The sequence below is a fragment of the Amycolatopsis sp. NPDC104775 genome (assembly GCF_055583325.1).
Genome location: NZ_JBVJOE010000013.1, coordinates 32,341 through 48,010, shown reverse-complemented (window position 1 = coordinate 48,010; position 15,670 = coordinate 32,341). Strand labels below are relative to the sequence as shown.

Here is a 15,670-nt window from a genome sequence, read left to right as displayed (position 1 = left end):
TCCGTGAGCGAGTCCACGAGCGCCACGTACGCAGCCGCCGGGGTCAGCATCGACGCCGGTGACCAGGCCGTCGAGCTGCTCAAGCCACACGCCGAGCGGGCCACGAGGCCCGAGGTGCGCGGCGGGGTCGGCGGTTTCGCCGGGCTTTTCTCCCTCAAGCTCGACAAGTGGAAAGAGCCGATCCTCGCGTCGTCGACCGACGGCGTCGGCACCAAGATCGCGGTCGCGCAGGCGCTCGACAAGCACGACACGGTCGGCATCGACCTGGTCGCGATGGTGGTCGACGACCTGGTCGTCACCGGGGCCGAGCCGCTGTTCCTGCAGGACTACATCGCGGTCGGCAAGGTGGTGCCGGAGAAGATCGCGGCGCTGGTCGGCGGCATCGCCGAGGGCTGTGTCCAGGCGGGCTGCGCGCTGCTCGGCGGCGAGACCGCCGAGCACCCGGGCCTGATGGGCGAGCACGACTACGACCTGTCGGCCACCGGCGTCGGCGCGGTCGAGGCGTCCGCGCTGCTGTCGCCGGAGAAGGTCCGCCCCGGTGACGTCGTGCTCGCCATGGGCTCGTCCGGGCTGCACTCCAACGGCTACTCGCTGGCCCGGCACGTGCTGCTGGACATCGCGCGGATGCCGCTGGACGGGCACGTCGAGGAGTTCGGCCGCACGCTGGGCGAGGAACTGCTCGAACCCACCAAGATCTACGCGAAGGACTGCCTCGCCCTGGTCGCCGAGACCGAGGTGCGCACGTTCGCGCACATCACCGGCGGCGGCCTCGAAGCGAACCTCGCGCGCGTGATGCCGCGCGGCCTGGTCGCCAAGCTCGAACGCGGCACGTGGACCCCGGCCCCGGTGTTCGCGGTGATCGGCCAGCGCGGCAAGGTCGAGCGCGCGGAGCTGGAGAAGACGTTCAACATGGGCGTCGGGATGGTCGCGATCGTCTCGGCCGAGGACGTCGACCGCGCACTGGCGGTGCTGACCGCCCGGCACGTGCCCGCGTGGATCCTCGGCGACGTCCAGCCCGCCGAAGACCCGGACGGCCCGCGCGCGGTGCTGTCCGGCGACCACCCGCGGTTCTGAAAGCCGCTTGCCCCGGCTTGAGACACTGAAGGCATGGCGGAGGACGTACGCGTCGGCGCCCGGTTCGTGATCCCGGGCGCCGAACTGCGAGAGCGGTTCTCCCGATCCTCAGGACCGGGCGGACAAGGCGTGAACACGACGGACTCGCGCGTCGAGCTGTCGTTCGACGTCGCGAGCTCCGCCGTGATCCCGCCCGCACTGAAAGAACGCATCACGGCCCGGCTGGGCACCCGCCTGGTCGACGGAGTGCTGACCATCGCGGCCAGCGAATACCGGTCCCAGCTGATGAACCGCGACGCTGCCCGGGAGCGGTTGGCCGAGGTGTTGACGACGGCCTCCGCGCCACCGCCGCCCAAGCGACGGCCTACCAAGCCTTCGCGCGGCTCGAAGGAACGTCGGCTGGCGGCGAAGAAACGTCGCAGCGACGTCAAGCGCGGGCGCGGTGGGCGGTTTGACGATTAGGCGTTGTTGATCACTGCGGGTGAAGGCTTGGCTGGGGATATCGCTGAGTTGTCTTCTTGCGGCTTCTTTTTCCTTTTCGCTAATTCTGGGGAGTGACGCGATCTCCTGAACGGCGAATTCCCGCCGAAGTCGATTTCGACCATCTCGATCCTGCGGTTGCCGAGGACGTTTACGCACGTCTCGGTGCTATCCGCCAGGTCTGCCCGGTGGCGAAAAGCTCCGCGCACGGCGGGTTTCACCTGCTGACCGGCTACGACGAGATCCGGGAAGCGGCCAGCAACGGCGACATATACAGTTCGTATGTCTCTGGCCTCGGAGCTGCGGATGTCGTAGCCGAAGATGCTGGATCTGGTGATAATCCGTCGCCTCGAGCACCATTATTTGAATTCGACGGCCAAGCGCACCTGGCTTGGCGTCGTGTTCTCCAGCCCTATTTCACTCCGGCCGCGGCGAAGAAACACGAGTCACTCATCCGGCGGTTGTGCCGAGGGACCCTCGCCGGGTTCGCCGACGACGGCCAGGCCGACCTGGTGACCGCTTACACGCAGGTGGTCCCGCCTCTGGTGGTCGCGGCTTTGCTCGGCATTGCGGAAAGCGACCGGGAGCTGCTGGCGGACCAGGCCAAGCGACTGGTCGCCGCCGAAAGCCGGGAGGAAGCTGAGGAGCGTGGCCGGGAGTACGCGAAGCTCCTGCTCGGCCATATCCGCGAGCGAGCTGGCGCGCCGAGAAACGACATGCTGTCCGACGTGATTCACGCCGACCTCGACGAGCCGGTCAGTGAACGGCAGGTGCTGCGCTTCGCGTCGCTGATGGTCGCCGCCGGGCAGCTGACCACCACCGACGCGGCGGCCACGATGGCACTGCTGCTGGCCGAGGACTCTGACCTGCGGGACCGGGTCCGCGAAAGCCCTAAGGCACTGGACGAGTTCATCGAGGAAGCGGTCCGGTACGAACCAGCGGTGGCGGCCACCGGTCGGGCCGTCACCCGGTCGACCACGCTGGGCGGAGTGCTGCTCGACGCCGGGGATCGGGTGCTGCTCGCCTGGGGAAGCGCCAATCGCGACGAGCGGCATTTCATCGACGGTGATGTCTTCCGACCGGAGCGCGGGCGGACGAGGCCAGCCCACCTCGGCTGGGGAGCCGGTGCGCATCGGTGTCTCGGCAGGCATCTTGCCCGGCTCGAGTTGCGGGTCATGCTGGACGAACTGCTTACGGCACTGCCGGATCTGCGGCTTCAGCCGGACGCCCGGCCTCGGCGCACCTACGGCGTGATCCGCGGGGTGCGGGAAGTGCCGGTCGAGTGGTCAAGGTGACGTGCCTTGCCGCCGCAACGGCAATGCGTTGCGGCGGCAAGGAACTCCTTAACTCAGCGACAAATGCACACACTCGCCAGCAACGCGATACCCAGCACGCCGGTACACCGTCCCAATCCCCACATCGCCCGGCGTAAGGAACGCCGTCTGCGCACCGCGTTCGTGGGCGAGACGTGTTAGGTATGCGGTGATTGCCGAAGCGATGCCTTGGCCGCGGTGTTCGGCGGCTACCGCGATGCCGACGATTTCCGTTGCACCGGAAACGATATCGAGCGCGAGCCCGCCACCCACCACGGTTTCCCCGGCCTCTGCCAGGACGGTCAGATGGTGCCGGTTGCGTTCGATCTCGGCGTCCGACACCTCCGGAGACCCGCCGAAGGCGACGTTCTGCACGGACCGCAGGCGGCGGAAGTCGTCGTCGGACGACGGTTCCCGCAGCCGGATGTGTTCTGGGGCAACACAATCGACGCGATCCTCGGCAGTGCAGGTCATCACCGGAACACGTCGTTCCAGGGTGAACCCCGCGGCGACGAGCACCGCCTCGACATCGGGAGCCGCCTCGGTGAAGAACTCCAGCCGGGGCAGGAGATTTCGTTGCTGGTAGGCGGAAATCAGGAGAGCGATCTCGGCCGGTGAAGGCGTGGCGCCGTCGTCGGGGATGGCGTAGTTCGCCATCGGATGAGAGTTGTCCTGGGCGAAAGTCGCCAGGAACGGGCCGATTCGTTCGGTAGCGCGGCCGATCGGTGCGGTCGCGCGGACGTATGCCTGAAGGACGGACATCTTGAAGGAAGGCCTTTCGAAGAAGGGCAGCACAAAAACCGGGCTGGGCAATCCCACCCCAAGCGCAGGCCGAACAGCTCAGGCCACGCGGCCGGAGTGGGCCGTGGCGGAGCACATAGGCATTCCTTCGTCCGAAAAGGCCATCATCTCAGCCCGGGCAAGCGAATTATGAACTCAGCGCGGCCCGCGCCTGGTCCACGATCCGAGCCAGGTGCACGCCCCGCCGGACGTCGCAGGGGTGCGTGGTCGTTCCGCACGACACCATCGCGGCGAAATCGTCCAGCAGCGCGGTGTACGCGTCATTCGCGGTGCCGGTGCGGCCGAGCGTGCGGAGGCCGTGCTCGCCGAAGACCGAGTACTCGACCACTGTCGGCTGCACCGGTAGGCGCAGGCTGAGTGTCGCGGTGCTGGTGATGCCACCCTCGTGTTCAAGCAGCAGTTGCCACAGGTCTTCGGGACCACGGTGCGCGGCGAGGACGTTGGTGATCGGGCCGAGGGCGGCGTCCAAGAGATCGAACGCGTGCGGGCCGATGTCGGCGAGCGCGCCGCCAGCCGGGTCCTGTCGCCAGGCGGAGGTGGCGTATTTGCCCGCGAGCAGGGCACCGGACAGCCACCGCACGGTGCCTCCTCGCCAACCGCCAGCGGCGGTGACGCCGTCCAGCCAGTCGCGCGTCTGCTGGGCGAATCGCAACGTCAGCATCACCAGCGAGGCGACGCCAGCGGACGACACGGCATCGGCGAGCCGCTGCGCCGTGGCCAGGTCTGGGGCGATCGGTTTCTCCAGGATCAGGTGCTTGCCCGCCTCCGCGGCCCGGGTCGCCAGTTCGGCCTGCACGGTCGGCGGCACGGCGAACGCGAGGGCGTCGACCTGCTCGAACAGCTCGTCCAGGTCGCTGGTGGGCACGGCGTCGTAGTCCTGCGCGAGCGCGGCGGCGGCTTCCGGCCGACGGCTCCACACGGCGCTGAGCACGGTCCCTGGATGATCCGCGAGCCCGGGAGCGTGCACCGTGGTGGCCCACGGTCCGGTTCCTACGAGGCCGACGCGCAGCTGGTCCTGTCCCACGCCCGGAAGTGTAGGTGTGTCCGCGGTCGCTTCCGGCGGGGCCTGCGGTGCGTTAACGTCGACAAGTTCTTCGCCACGAACGGGGGAAGCCGGTGAGAATCCGGCGCTGGCCCGCAACCGTGAGCGGCCCGCGAGGGGCCGCGAGCCGGATCGCCCGTCGTGGTCCGATCGATGCGAGGTACATCTGACATGCGGTTCGTGCACGCGCGGCACTGGGGGCGAGTCCTCGCCGGCTGCGCTCTTCTCGTCGCTACCGGCCTCGGCGGGGCTTCCTCCGCTTCGGCCACCACGCCCGGCAAGGGCGCCGACGGCTATTGCCAGGACGACAATGGCGTCACGGTGATCGTCGACTTCCAGGGGCTCGGCGGTGAAACCCTGATCCGGTGCGCCCTGGGCAAGCAGGAAAACGGCGTCACCGCCCTGCAAAACGCTGGATTCGAACTCACCGGAGCGGGCAAGTACGGCCTGGCGGTGATGTGCAAGATCGAAGGCAAACCCGCCGACCAGACCTGCACCGGCATGCCGCCGGAGAAGGCGTCGTGGAGCTTCTGGACCGCCACCAACGGCGGGAAATGGGAGTCGGCGCAGGTCGGCGCGCAGAGCTGGAAGCCGCCGGCCGGTGCGTTCGAGGGCTGGTCGTTCGCGATCGGCAAGTCCTACGCCGAATATCCGCCGCCGCGCACCGAGCCGGTGCGCAAGGCCAGCGCGCCCGCCTCAGCCCCGGCGTCCACTTCGGACAGTGGTTTCCCGTGGGGCCTGGTGCTCGGCATCGTGGTCGTCGTGCTGCTCGTGGTGGCCGGGACGGTCGTCGCGGTGCGCCGCAGGCGTGCCGCGGAGTAGCCCGCGAGCGCTCCATCCCGGCGCGTGGTGGGTGTGGGCGCTCGCGCTCGCCGTCGCCGCGAGCCGGACCACGAACCCGGTTCTGCTCGCTCTGGTGATCGCGGTGGCCGGGTTCGTGGTGGTGCTCCGCCGCGGCGACGCGCCATGGGCGCTGGCGTTCCGGATGTACGCCTGGATCGCCGGAGTGATCCTGGCGTCGCGCGTGCTGTTCCGGATCTTGATCGGCGGCGAGGACGGCGGCCACGTCCTGTTCACGCTGCCAGCCATCCAGCTGCCGAGTGTCGCCGCCGGCATCCAGCTGCTCGGCCCGACTTCGGCCGAGGAACTGCTCGGCGGGCTGTACGACGGACTTCGGCTGGCCACGATCGTGCTCTGCATTGGTGCCGCGAACGCGCTGGCGAACCCGAAACGCCTGCTCAAGGCCGTTCCCGGGGCGCTGTATGAGGTGGGGACGGCGGTCACCGTCGCGCTTTCCGTCGCGCCGCAGCTGGTCGAGAGCGTGCAGCGGGTGCGCCGCGCGCGTCGGCTGCGGGCCGGCAAGACTCGCGGCCTGCGGTTCGTGAAGGGGATTTTCGTGCCGGTGCTGGCCGACGCCATGGACCGGTCGCTGCAGCTCGCGGCGGCCATGGATTCCCGCGGCTACGGACGGCGCGGTTACCTCGCGCCCCGCGTCCGGATGCTGATCGCGGTCTGCGTGCTGGCCGGCCTGGTCGGCGTCGCAGTCGGGGTCTACGGCGTGCTCGACGGGTCCGCGTCGTGGCTCGGCGTGCCGATGCTCATCGCCGGTCTCGTGCTGGCCGTCGCCGGATTCGTGCTGGGCGGACGGCAGATCCGGCGCACCACCTACCGGCCCGATCCGTGGCGGCTGCCGGAGACGCTGGTCGCGCTGTGCGGCGTCGCGACCGCGGTGCTCGTGCTGCTCGCCGACCCGGTTTCGCTGACCACTCCGGCCAGCCCGCTGACCTGGCCGGAACTGCCGCTGCTGCCGACCGCCGCGGTGCTGATCAGCCTGCTGCCCGCTTGGTTCGCGCCGCGTCCGGCGCTGGTGTCGGAGGTCGTCCGATGATCGAGTTCTCGCACGTCAGCGTCACTTACGACGGGGCGGACCAGCCGGTGCTCCGAGACGTCGACGTGACGGTCGAGGAAGGCGAACTCTGCCTGGTCGCCGGACGCACCGGTGTCGGCAAGTCGACATTGCTGGGCGCGATCAACGGCTTGGTCCCGCATTTCACCGGCGGCACGCTGGCCGGACGCGTCAAGGTCGCCGGGCTCGACACCGCGACACATCCGCCGCGCGAGCTGGCGTCGGTCGTCGGCGTGGTCGGGCAGGATCCGCTGGCCGGATTCGTCACCGATACCGTCGAGGAAGAGCTCGCGTACGCGATGGAACAGCTCGCCGTCGCGCCGGACGTGATGCGCAAACGCGTCGAAGAAACCCTTGATCTGCTGGGCATCGCCGAACTCCGCGACCGTCCACTTCGGACCCTCTCCGGCGGTCAGCAGCAACGCGTCGCGATCGGCGCGGTGCTCACGGCGCATCCGAGCGTGCTGGTGCTCGACGAACCGACGTCGGCACTCGACCCCACCGCGGCCGAGGAAGTGCTCGCTGCGATCACGCGATTGGTGCACGACTTGGGCACGACGGTCGTCGTCGCCGAGCACCGGATGGAACGCGTCGCGCAGTACGCCGACCGTCTGCTTTACCTACCCGGCGACGGCACCGTGGTCTCCGGCCCGCCAGCGGAGGTTTTCGCCGAGACCGATGTCGCGCCGCCGATCGTGGAGCTGGGCCGGCTCGCGGGCTGGTCGCCGCTGCCACTGTCAGTCCGCGACGCCCGTCGGCTCGCCCGGCCGCTTCGGGAACGTCTGGCCGAACGTCGCCCCGCGGAGACCGCGAAAAGCTCTGGCGAAGCGGTCCTCACCGCTCGGGGCGTGCGGGTCCAGTACGGCGGCGTGAACGCGGTACGCGGCGTTGACCTGCGGCTGAACCGCGGCGAAGTCGTCGCGCTGATGGGCCGGAACGGCTCGGGCAAGTCCTCGCTGCTGTGGGCGTTGCAGGGCAGCGGACCCCGGTCCGAGGGCACGGTCGACATCCTCGGCGCGGACCCGAAATCGCTCCGGACCCGGGCCGCCCGCGCCCGGGTCGGGCTGGTCCCGCAAACCCCGTCCGACCTGCTGTACCTCGATTCCGTCGCCGCGGAACTCCGCCAGGCGGACCTCGAATCGAACGTCACCGCGGGCACTGCCCGGAAGCTGCTCGACCGCCTCGTCCCCGGCGTCGAGGACGACACCAACCCGCGCGACCTGTCCGAAGGCCAGCGGCTCGCCTTGGTCCTGGCCGTGCAGCTCGCCGCGGCTCCGCCGGTCGTGTTGCTGGACGAGCCGACCCGGGGCCTGGACTATCCGGCGAAGCGGCACTTCGTGACCATCCTCGCCGATCTGGCCGCCGACGGGCACGCGGTGCTGCTGGCCACCCACGACGTCGAGTTCGTCGCCTCCGCCGCGCACCGCGTCGTGGTCCTCGCCGAGGGCGAAGTGGTCGCGGACGGTCCGACCGCGGACGTCGTCGTGGCCTCGCCCGCCTTCGCGCCGCAGGTGGCGAAGATCCTCGCGCCGGAGCCGTGGCTGACCGTGGACGCGGTAGCGAAGGCTCTGGCGTGACCGACTTCTTGGGTCCAGCCGTCCGCATCCGGCACCGCACGGCGCTGGTGCTGACGGCGGCCGTTGTGGTCGGGCTGGCGATGTTCTGCTGGCCGTTGCTCGCCCGCAGCACCGTCGGCACCTCCGCGCACGTGAGCGACGCGCCGTTCGTGTTTCTCGTGACGCTGCCGGTGCTGATCCTGATCGTGCTGGCCGAGCTGTCCAGCGGAGGGCTCGACGCGAAGGCGCTCGCGCTGCTGGGCGTGCTGTCCGCGGTGAACGCCGCGCTGCGTCCGATCAGTGCCGGCACCGGCGGGATTGAGCTGGTGTTCTTCCTGCTCGTGCTGGCCGGGCGAGTGTTCGGACCGGGTTTCGGATTCGTTCTCGGCTCGACGTCGCTGTTCGCGTCCGCGCTGCTGACCGGCGGGGTCGGGCCGTGGCTGCCGTTCCAGATGCTGGCGTCGTCGCTGGTCGGCCTGGGTGCCGGGCTGCTGCCTCGGCGGGTGAAAGGCCGGTGGGAGATCGCGTTGCTGGCGGTCTACGGCGTGGTCGCCGCCTACTTCTACGGCCTCGCGATGAGCCTGTTCACCTGGCCGTTCCTGGCGAACCACACCGCGCTCGACTTCGTCCCGGGCGGCCCGCTCGGTGAAAACCTGCACCGGTTCCTGGTCTTCACCGTGCTGACGTCCACCCTGGGCTGGGACACCGGCCGCGCGCTCACGAACCTGGTCGCGATCCTCGTCCTCGGCCCGGCGATCCTGACGGTGCTGCGCCGGGCCGCCCGCCGCGCGGCGTTCAGCTGATCGACTGGCCCACCAGGTCCAGCACCTCGACGAACTGGGCCATCCCGGCCGCGTTCGGGAAGTGCGAGGTGTCGAGGTCGTGCACCTTGAACTGGTTGCCGGGCGTGCGCGCGTCGGCCTCGGCGATCATCCGGTCCTGCAGGGTGAGCGGAAGCAGCCGGTCTTGGAGATGCCGGACGTAGAACCGCGGGAGGCGACCCCACCGCTCCGGCGTGCCGCGCGAGTCGGTGGAGCTGCGGCCGAGGATGTCGTCCGGAGCCATCGCGTTGAGCAGGGCGTAGAACTCGCCGTCGGTGGCGTCCGCGCAGAGCGCCGCCTTCGCCGCCGTCAACGCCTCAGCCGAGGAAGACCGCCAGTTGAAGCGCATCGCCCCGATCACCGCCGGGTCGGCCGCGATGAACCCGAGCATCGCCCAGACCTGCGACGACGCCGCCTCGGGCGTCGCCAGGTATTCCTCCGGTGTCGGCAAGTCGACGCAGCAGAACGCGGCGTCGTAGACCAGCGCCGACACCAGCTCGGGGACCTCTTCGGCGACGAGGGTGACCAGCGCGCCGCCGATGCTCGACCCGACCAGCACGACCGGTCCCAGCTCGGCGGCCCGGCGGACGACCTCCACCGTGGCAGCGACCTGGTCGGCCACGGTCACGCCAGCCAGCGCCGACGGTTCGGTGGCGAACGCGCCGAGATCCTGCGGAGCCTGATACGACAGCCGGAACTGCTGCTCCCGCTGCGGCACCCCGACCCCGCGATACCCGCGCAGCACGAGTTCCGGCGGGGCGGCGGACACGCCGTTGGCACCGGCGGCGAAGACGAACGTCGAAGTCATGCCGCACAGTCAAGCGAGCCGCCCGGCCGCGCACAGCGGGTAAAGGTTGACCCGGACCCGCAACTAAAGTCAGGAGTACGAGTAGAACCCGCGGCCGGTCTTCTTGCCGAGCAGCCCGGCGTCCACCATGCGCAGCAGCAGCGGCGGCGACGAGTACAGCGGCTCCTTGAACTCGGCGTACATCGAGTCCGCGATCGCCTTGATGGTGTCGAGCCCGATCAGATCGGACAGCCGCAGCGGACCCATCGGATGCGCCGTGCCGAGCTCCATGCCGCGGTCGATGTCCTCGACCGAGGCGAAGCCCGATTCGATCATCCGGATCGCCGACAGCAAATACGGCACCAGCAGCGAGTTGACGATGAACCCGGCCCGGTCCTGCGACCGGATCACCGTCTTGCCCAGCGCGCCGGTGGCGTGCTCCTCGGCCCGGCGGGCGGTCTCCTCGCTGGTCAGCAGCGACGGGACCAGTTCCACCAGCGGCAGCACCGGCACCGGGTTGAAGAAGTGGATGCCGACGACCTGCTGCGGACGGCCGGTGGCCATGCCGAGCTTCATGATCGGGATCGACGAGGTGTTGGACGCGAACACCGCGTCCTCGCGCGCGACGATCTTGTCCAGCTGCCGGAAGACGTCGACCTTGGCCTGCTCCTGTTCCAGGATGGCCTCGACGACGAGATCGCGGTCGGCGAACTCGGCGAGATCCGTGGTGAAGCGCAGCCGCCCGAGAGCCGCTTCGGCGTCCTCTTCGGCCAGCTTGCCGTTGCGGACGCCGCGCTGCAGCGACTTCTCGATGCGCGCCTTGCCCGCGTCGAGGGCGGGCTGGTTCACCTCGGTGACCAGCACGTCCAACCCGGACCTGGCGTGCACCTCGGCGATCCCGGAGCCCATCAGCCCGGCCCCGACCACACCTACTCGTGCGATGTCGCTCACCCGTCCCACTCCTTTGTCACCTCACCGGCAGGCAAGAAAAACGGGCAGCACACAACGCGCGAGGGCGTCTCGGACTCATCCGTCCGATTCCGCCCTCGCGTGTCGTGTGCCTGCGTCAACGGCGGTACTCGTCGTACCCGTCGTCGTACGGGTCCTCGTACCGTTTGTCGTCCTCGTGGTTGTCCGAGGAACTACTCGACAGCTCGCGCTGCAAAGCATCGAAGTCGGTTTCGTGGGAGCTGTATTTGAGCTCGCGCGCCACCTTCGTCTGCTTGGCCTTAGCCCGGCCGCGCCCCATGGCTCGACCCCCTCGCACAGGGGCGGGGCGGCCGGGGGAATCGGCGGCCCCGCATCGTCTCGACAGTTCTTTCCTGCTGACACCGTACCGTGTCCCGGGGGGTGGATGCGACGTGGCACGGTGTGCTCGTCGTGACAGTGTCCGCCGGACGCCGGTTACCGGCACGTCGATGCCGATCGGTGCTGGTCGGCGTGCCACGATGCTCGGGTGCTCCGACCCTTCGTGGCCTATCTGCGGGTGTACGAACCTCTGCGCGCGCTGGGCGATCCTCCAGCGCAACAGCTGGTCGAGGCCGTTTCCGCGGGCGGGCTCAGCCGGGTCGGGATCGGCGAACGCGAACAGCGGATGTGGCTCAAGTCACAGGCGGCGGCTCCGGTGCGGCTGCTGCCCGCGCAGCTGCGCGACGGACGGCCCGCGCCGAGCCTCGTCAACGACGTGCTCGTGCTCGACCCGGCCGACGTCCCGGCGGGCCACGCGGGCGAAGGCCCGTTCGCGTGCCCGCTCGAACTGCGCGCCCGCTCCGCCGCGGCGTTGAGCACCTTCCTCGCCGACTCCGAGCCAGCGTTGCGGATGGCGGTCCTCGACGCCAGCGGCGTCACCGCGGACCGGGCCCGGGCGCAGACCAAGGCCGCGATGACCGACCTCACCGCCGCCGCCGCGCACACCCTCACCACCACTTGGACCGTCCCGCTGCCCTGGTTCTCGCTCGTCGACCCGGACGAGCGCAAGCTCGTGCTCGGCAGCGGCCCGGCCGACCCGGCGCGGGAGGCGTCCTGGCGCACGCCGATGGCGGCCGCGCTCCGGCGGGCGGCCGAGGCGGGCGAGCTGATCGAGACGACCTTCGGCGACTCCGGACCCGGCCGGGTGCTCGCGCAGACCCGGCAGTGGCTGGAGAGCTTCGACCCGGACTCGATCGTCGAACTGGACTACGGCGGGCTCGTCCAGCTGTTCGCCGATTCGCTGCTGGACGCCGACTCCACTGCGGAGGAAGTCCACGACATCCTCGACGCGCTGCGCACCGGGAACGTCGAGGAACTGGCCGAGCTGTTCTCGCAGCTGCGCGAGTTCTGGGGAGACCTCGCGGCTAAGGAGCACTCCAACTGACCCGAAGCTCGCCCTGCCGTTTGCCGCCGCCGAACACCGGCGGGTGGGTCAGGTCGGACAGCTCTTCCGGGGTTGCGATGCCCAGCCGTGCGAGGACGGCCATGGCCAGCGGCGCCAGGGCCCGCTTGTTGCCGTCCGCGATCTTGATCGCGCACGCGGTGCCATCGCTCAGCGCGAACGCCAGGACGCCCTCGGCACCGCTCTTCGACAGCAGCCCGGGCACGGCCCGCATCAGCCGGGTGTCTTCGCGACCGGTGCCCGCGACCAGCCACGGGTGCTCGCGCATCGCGTCGGCGACCCGGCGTTCCTCAGTACCCGGTTCGGCCTGAACGAGCCGGCCGAACGACCGCGCGAGGCCGGTTGGCGAGAACGCGAACAGCGGGGCGCCGCAGCCGTCGACCCCGACCGCGGCGATGGCTTCGCCGGTCAGCTCCTCGACCGTCTTCGCGAGCTGGACCTGCAGCGGATGGTCCGGCACCTGGTAGCCGTCGGTCGGCCAGCCGTTCGCGACGCAGGTGGCGAGCATCGCGGCGTGCTTGCCGGAGCAGTTCATGGTGATCTTCCGCGGCTCGTCGGCCGCGCGGCGGGCGTCCTCGCCGATCGGCAGCTCGGCAGGGCAGGCCAGCGCCGACGCGTCGAGCCCAGCGCCGGACAGCAGCGCGACGACGTGTTCGAGATGTCCCGTTTCGCCGGAATGCGAGGCACAGCCCAGCGCCAGGTCCGCGCCGTCGTAGCCGAGCCCGGCGCGGAGCATCCCGGTGCCCTGCAGCGGCTTGTTCGCCGATCGGGGGAAGAACGGGCTGGTCACGTCGCCAGCGGAGAACTGGACGGAACCGTCCGGCGCGGTGACGACGAGACACCCGTGGTGCACGCTCTCGACGAACTCGTTCCGGACGACCTCGACGAGGATCGGCTGCCCGGTCATTCCTCGGCGCGCCCCAGTTCGCTGTCCAGCAATTGGTCCACAGTGGCCGCACCGCTGCTGTAGCGCGCGGCGATTTCGGCGTTGAGCGCGTCCATCACGCTCTGGACCTGGCGGCGGAAGGACGACACGGACGCTTCCTCGGTCGCGTAGGTGTCCAGCGCGGCGGCAAGCTTGTCGTCGGAGAGCGAGCCGACGTCGGTGAGCCCGGTGTCGCCGATCAGCGCCTCCGCGTGTCTGCGGTGTTCGCCCGCGCGGGACGGCTCGAGCTGCTGATGACGGCCGGAACCGGCGGCCGGGCCGAGCGCGTTGTCGGCGAGGATCGACGCCAGCCGGTCGACGATGCTGCTTTCCCCTCCGGACGAACGACGCTCCTGTTCGGCGCGCACGATGTCGATGCGGGCGTGCAGGAGCCGGCGCAGGTAGGACAGGTCCGTCTCTTCCTGCGCGGCTTCGTCGCGCCGCTCGCGCAGCACCGGGAGCGGCAAGTCGCCCAGTCCGGTGAGATATCCCGGGCCGAGGACGCGGTCGATCCGTCGTCGCCCGCCGGGACGCACTTCGATCACGGGCACATCCTGCTCCACATTCGGCGACGACGCTACCGTCGAGTTCACTTCAGCCCCGCAGTCTTTGCGCCGCTTCCCGTCCGGGCGCCGCGTGCTCGCCCGGCACCGAGTCCGGATCGACAGTGGCCTGGACCACTCGGTCCTCGTCCCCTGCCAGCAGTTCCGCTCCGCCCGGCACCGAGCGTTTGACCAGAGCCAGTGCGATCGGCCCGAGTTCGTGGTGCTGCGCGACCGTGCCGATCCGGCCGACCACTCGCTCGCCGAGCTTCACCGGATCGCCGGTCTCCGGCGTGATCTCCGGGGAACCGTCGAGGTGCAGCAGCGCGAGATACCGCGGCGGGCGGCCGACGTTGTGCACCTTCGAGACGGTTTCCTGGCCGCGGTAGCAGCCCTTCGCGACGTGCGCGGCCGAGCCGATCCAGCCGACCTCGTGCGGGATGGTTCGTTCGTCGGTGTCGACGCCGAGCCGCGGATGCCGCGATTCCACGCGCAGCGCGTCGAAGGTCCACGAGCCGGCCGGGCGCGCGCCCGCGTCGGTGAGCCGTTGCCACCATTGAGTGAGCTGAGCGCGCGGCACCACGAGATCCGCGCCCGCTCGCGTCGGCCACGGCATCCGGCGCGCGAAACCACCTTCGGGCAGCGCGGCCACCGAGTACGGCTCGGCGCCCAGCTCGACGCCGAGCACGCTGTCGGTCTCGGGGCCGAGCACCGAAAGAACGGCCAGTTCTTCCGTCGCGTCGCGAATCTCGACCTTGGACCAGAACTTCATCGCTTCGAGGTACTCGCGCAGGGTTTGCTTGCCGCCCTTGGGCAACGCGCTCGTCACGAGCGGGCCGGGATCGCTGTCGATGTACACCGTCTCGCCGGTGTGCGCGAGCACGAAGTGAGTGTCGACATGGCCTTGGCTGTCGAGGACGAGCGCTTCGGTGCCAGTGTTGTCGGCGAGTTCGGTGACGTGTTGCGAGATCACCAAATGCAGCCAGGACAAGCGTTCTTCGCCGGTGACAGCGAGGATTTCTCGGTGCGAGCGGTCGATCACGACCACTCCTCGGGCGGCGGTGCGCTGCTCGGCGAACGGATCGCCCCAGTGCCACGGAACTCCGGCTTCCGGATGGCCCTCGGGCGCGGCGACCGCGCGGGGGATTTCGAGCAGCGGCGAGCTGTACGGCATAGCCCTAAGGGTAAGTGAGTACCGTGTGAGGATGCGCGTTCTCGCCTTCCTCGATGGTTCACTGGCCGACCCCGAAGCCGCCCACCTCCGCGTGGACGACCTCGGCCTGCTGCGCGGAGACGGGGTGTTCGAAACGATCCTCGTGGCAGTGAAAAAGCCGCGGGAAATGCGTCCGCACCTCGACCGGCTCGCCCGTTCCGCGGCGATGCTGGACCTGCCCGCCCCGGACCTGGACGGGTTCGCCCGAGCCGCGCAGGCAGTCGTCGACGCGTGGCAGGGCGGGGATGAGATCGCGCTGAAACTCGTGTACACGCGGGGTGTCGACGGTGATCCCGAGGGCAAGCCGACGGCGTTCGCAATGGGCCTCGAGGTCGACGAAAAGGTACTGCGGGCGCGCACCGAAGGCGTTTCCGTGGTGACCCTGGAGCGCGGTTTCGGCCCGGAACTCGCCGAGCGCGCGCCGTGGCTTTTGCTCGGCGCGAAAACGGTTTCCTACGCGATGAACATGGCCGCCCTGCGCGAGGCGGCCCGGCGCGGAGCCCAGGATGTGATCTTCACCGCTACCGACGATTCGGTCCTCGAAGGACCGACGTCGACGGTCGTCCTGGCGAAGGAGCGGACGCTCTACACCCCGCCGTCCACTGTTGGCATCCTGCCAGGAACGACCCAGTACGCCTTGTTCCGCGGCGCGGAGAAGGCGGGCTGGTCGGTGAAGGTGGAGCCGCTTTCGGTGGACGACCTGCTGCGCGGGGACGGCGTTTTCCTCACGTCGTCGGTGCGGAAGGTGACCCGGGTGCACACGCTGAACGGCACGGCGCTGCCGGATTCGACAGCCCTGCACGGCGAGCTGGTGGCGGCTTACGAGAGCGAGTACTGAG

Annotated in this window: 17 protein-coding genes and 1 riboswitch; of the genes, 9 read left to right on the top strand and 8 right to left on the bottom strand. The window is 69.9% G+C overall.

Going from position 1 to position 15,670, the window contains the following annotated elements; all coding sequences use genetic code 11:
- The first annotated feature begins 3 nt into the window (after positions 1–3).
- The 3 genes from purM to ACZ63D_RS38435 all read left to right on the top strand — a co-directional run bounded on the left by purM (position 4) and on the right by ACZ63D_RS38435 (position 2,849).
- Positions 4–1,074: a phosphoribosylformylglycinamidine cyclo-ligase gene (gene purM, locus ACZ63D_RS38445; RefSeq protein WP_465359251.1), complete on the top strand. Its 1,071-nt coding sequence runs from the start codon at positions 4–6 to the stop codon at positions 1,072–1,074.
- 33 nt (positions 1,075–1,107) lie between these two features.
- Entirely contained in the window at positions 1,108–1,536 is a 429-nt protein-coding gene (gene arfB, locus ACZ63D_RS38440; protein ID WP_465359250.1) for an alternative ribosome rescue aminoacyl-tRNA hydrolase ArfB, read from the top strand.
- A gap of 92 nt (positions 1,537–1,628) precedes the next feature.
- The gene (locus tag ACZ63D_RS38435) at positions 1,629–2,849 is read left to right on the top strand and encodes a cytochrome P450 (RefSeq protein WP_465359249.1); all 1,221 of its coding nucleotides are present in this window, start codon (positions 1,629–1,631) and stop codon (positions 2,847–2,849) included.
- A gap of 48 nt (positions 2,850–2,897) precedes the next feature.
- On the opposite strand, the gene ACZ63D_RS38430 is transcribed toward ACZ63D_RS38435, so the two are convergent.
- Complete coding sequence (locus tag ACZ63D_RS38430; RefSeq protein ID WP_465359248.1) at positions 2,898–3,629, bottom strand: GNAT family N-acetyltransferase; 732 nt, start codon at positions 3,627–3,629, stop codon at positions 2,898–2,900.
- 166 nt (positions 3,630–3,795) lie between these two features.
- The gene (locus ACZ63D_RS38425) at positions 3,796–4,692 is read right to left on the bottom strand and encodes a Gfo/Idh/MocA family protein (RefSeq protein ID WP_465359247.1); all 897 of its coding nucleotides are present in this window, start codon (positions 4,690–4,692) and stop codon (positions 3,796–3,798) included.
- 46 nt (positions 4,693–4,738) lie between these two features.
- Positions 4,739–4,864: riboswitch (cobalamin riboswitch) on the top strand.
- A gap of 17 nt (positions 4,865–4,881) precedes the next feature.
- Between ACZ63D_RS38425 and ACZ63D_RS38420 the strand changes: the two genes are divergently transcribed.
- Genes ACZ63D_RS38420 through ACZ63D_RS38405 form a run of 4 tightly spaced genes read left to right on the top strand, consistent with a single transcriptional unit; the run spans position 4,882 to position 8,975 of the window.
- Positions 4,882–5,532, top strand: a complete 651-nt coding sequence (locus ACZ63D_RS38420) for a hypothetical protein (protein WP_465359246.1) — start codon at positions 4,882–4,884, stop codon at positions 5,530–5,532.
- Entirely contained in the window at positions 5,519–6,598 is a 1,080-nt protein-coding gene (locus ACZ63D_RS38415; RefSeq protein ID WP_465359245.1) for a CbiQ family ECF transporter T component, read from the top strand. The genes ACZ63D_RS38420 and ACZ63D_RS38415 overlap by 14 nt, the downstream gene beginning before the upstream one ends.
- On the top strand, positions 6,595–8,193 hold the full coding sequence (locus tag ACZ63D_RS38410; protein ID WP_465359244.1) for an ABC transporter ATP-binding protein: 1,599 nt from the start codon (positions 6,595–6,597) through the stop codon (positions 8,191–8,193). The genes ACZ63D_RS38415 and ACZ63D_RS38410 overlap by 4 nt, the downstream gene beginning before the upstream one ends.
- Entirely contained in the window at positions 8,190–8,975 is a 786-nt protein-coding gene (locus tag ACZ63D_RS38405; protein WP_465359243.1) for an ECF transporter S component, read from the top strand. The genes ACZ63D_RS38410 and ACZ63D_RS38405 overlap by 4 nt, the downstream gene beginning before the upstream one ends.
- Here ACZ63D_RS38405 and ACZ63D_RS38400 read toward each other — a convergent pair.
- From ACZ63D_RS38400 to ACZ63D_RS38390, 3 genes are all read right to left on the bottom strand, one after another.
- Positions 8,968–9,801, bottom strand: a complete 834-nt coding sequence (locus tag ACZ63D_RS38400; protein WP_465359242.1) for an alpha/beta fold hydrolase — start codon at positions 9,799–9,801, stop codon at positions 8,968–8,970. The two genes, ACZ63D_RS38405 and ACZ63D_RS38400, sit on opposite strands and share 8 nt — an antisense overlap.
- A 69-nt stretch (positions 9,802–9,870) precedes the next feature.
- The gene (locus ACZ63D_RS38395; RefSeq protein WP_465359241.1) at positions 9,871–10,731 is read right to left on the bottom strand and encodes a 3-hydroxybutyryl-CoA dehydrogenase; all 861 of its coding nucleotides are present in this window, start codon (positions 10,729–10,731) and stop codon (positions 9,871–9,873) included.
- 115 nt (positions 10,732–10,846) lie between these two features.
- Positions 10,847–11,029: a DUF3073 domain-containing protein gene (locus ACZ63D_RS38390; protein ID WP_037716129.1), complete on the bottom strand. Its 183-nt coding sequence runs from the start codon at positions 11,027–11,029 to the stop codon at positions 10,847–10,849.
- A 207-nt stretch (positions 11,030–11,236) separates the two neighbouring features.
- On the opposite strand from ACZ63D_RS38390, the gene ACZ63D_RS38385 reads away from it, so the two are divergent.
- Entirely contained in the window at positions 11,237–12,133 is an 897-nt protein-coding gene (locus tag ACZ63D_RS38385; RefSeq protein WP_465359240.1) for a DUF8083 family protein, read from the top strand.
- Here the strand turns inward: ACZ63D_RS38385 and ACZ63D_RS38380 are convergent.
- The 3 genes from ACZ63D_RS38380 to ygfZ are packed head-to-tail and all read right to left on the bottom strand — an operon-like array spanning position 12,114 to position 14,792.
- On the bottom strand, positions 12,114–13,058 hold the full coding sequence (locus ACZ63D_RS38380; RefSeq protein ID WP_465359239.1) for an asparaginase: 945 nt from the start codon (positions 13,056–13,058) through the stop codon (positions 12,114–12,116). The two genes, ACZ63D_RS38385 and ACZ63D_RS38380, sit on opposite strands and share 20 nt — an antisense overlap.
- Positions 13,055–13,621 (bottom strand): RsiG family protein, encoded by a 567-nt coding sequence (locus ACZ63D_RS38375; protein WP_465359238.1) that lies wholly within the window; start codon positions 13,619–13,621, stop codon positions 13,055–13,057. Before ACZ63D_RS38375 ends, ACZ63D_RS38380 begins: the two co-directional genes overlap by 4 nt.
- Positions 13,622–13,670: 49 nt before the next feature.
- Positions 13,671–14,792 carry a CAF17-like 4Fe-4S cluster assembly/insertion protein YgfZ gene (ygfZ, locus tag ACZ63D_RS38370; protein WP_465359237.1) on the bottom strand — a complete coding sequence of 374 codons (1,122 nt, stop codon included), beginning with the start codon at positions 14,790–14,792 and terminating at the stop codon, positions 13,671–13,673.
- A gap of 31 nt (positions 14,793–14,823) precedes the next feature.
- On the opposite strand from ygfZ, the gene ACZ63D_RS38365 reads away from it, so the two are divergent.
- Positions 14,824–15,669 (top strand): aminodeoxychorismate lyase, encoded by an 846-nt coding sequence (locus tag ACZ63D_RS38365; protein WP_465359236.1) that lies wholly within the window; start codon positions 14,824–14,826, stop codon positions 15,667–15,669.
- Position 15,670 lies beyond the last annotated feature (1 nt).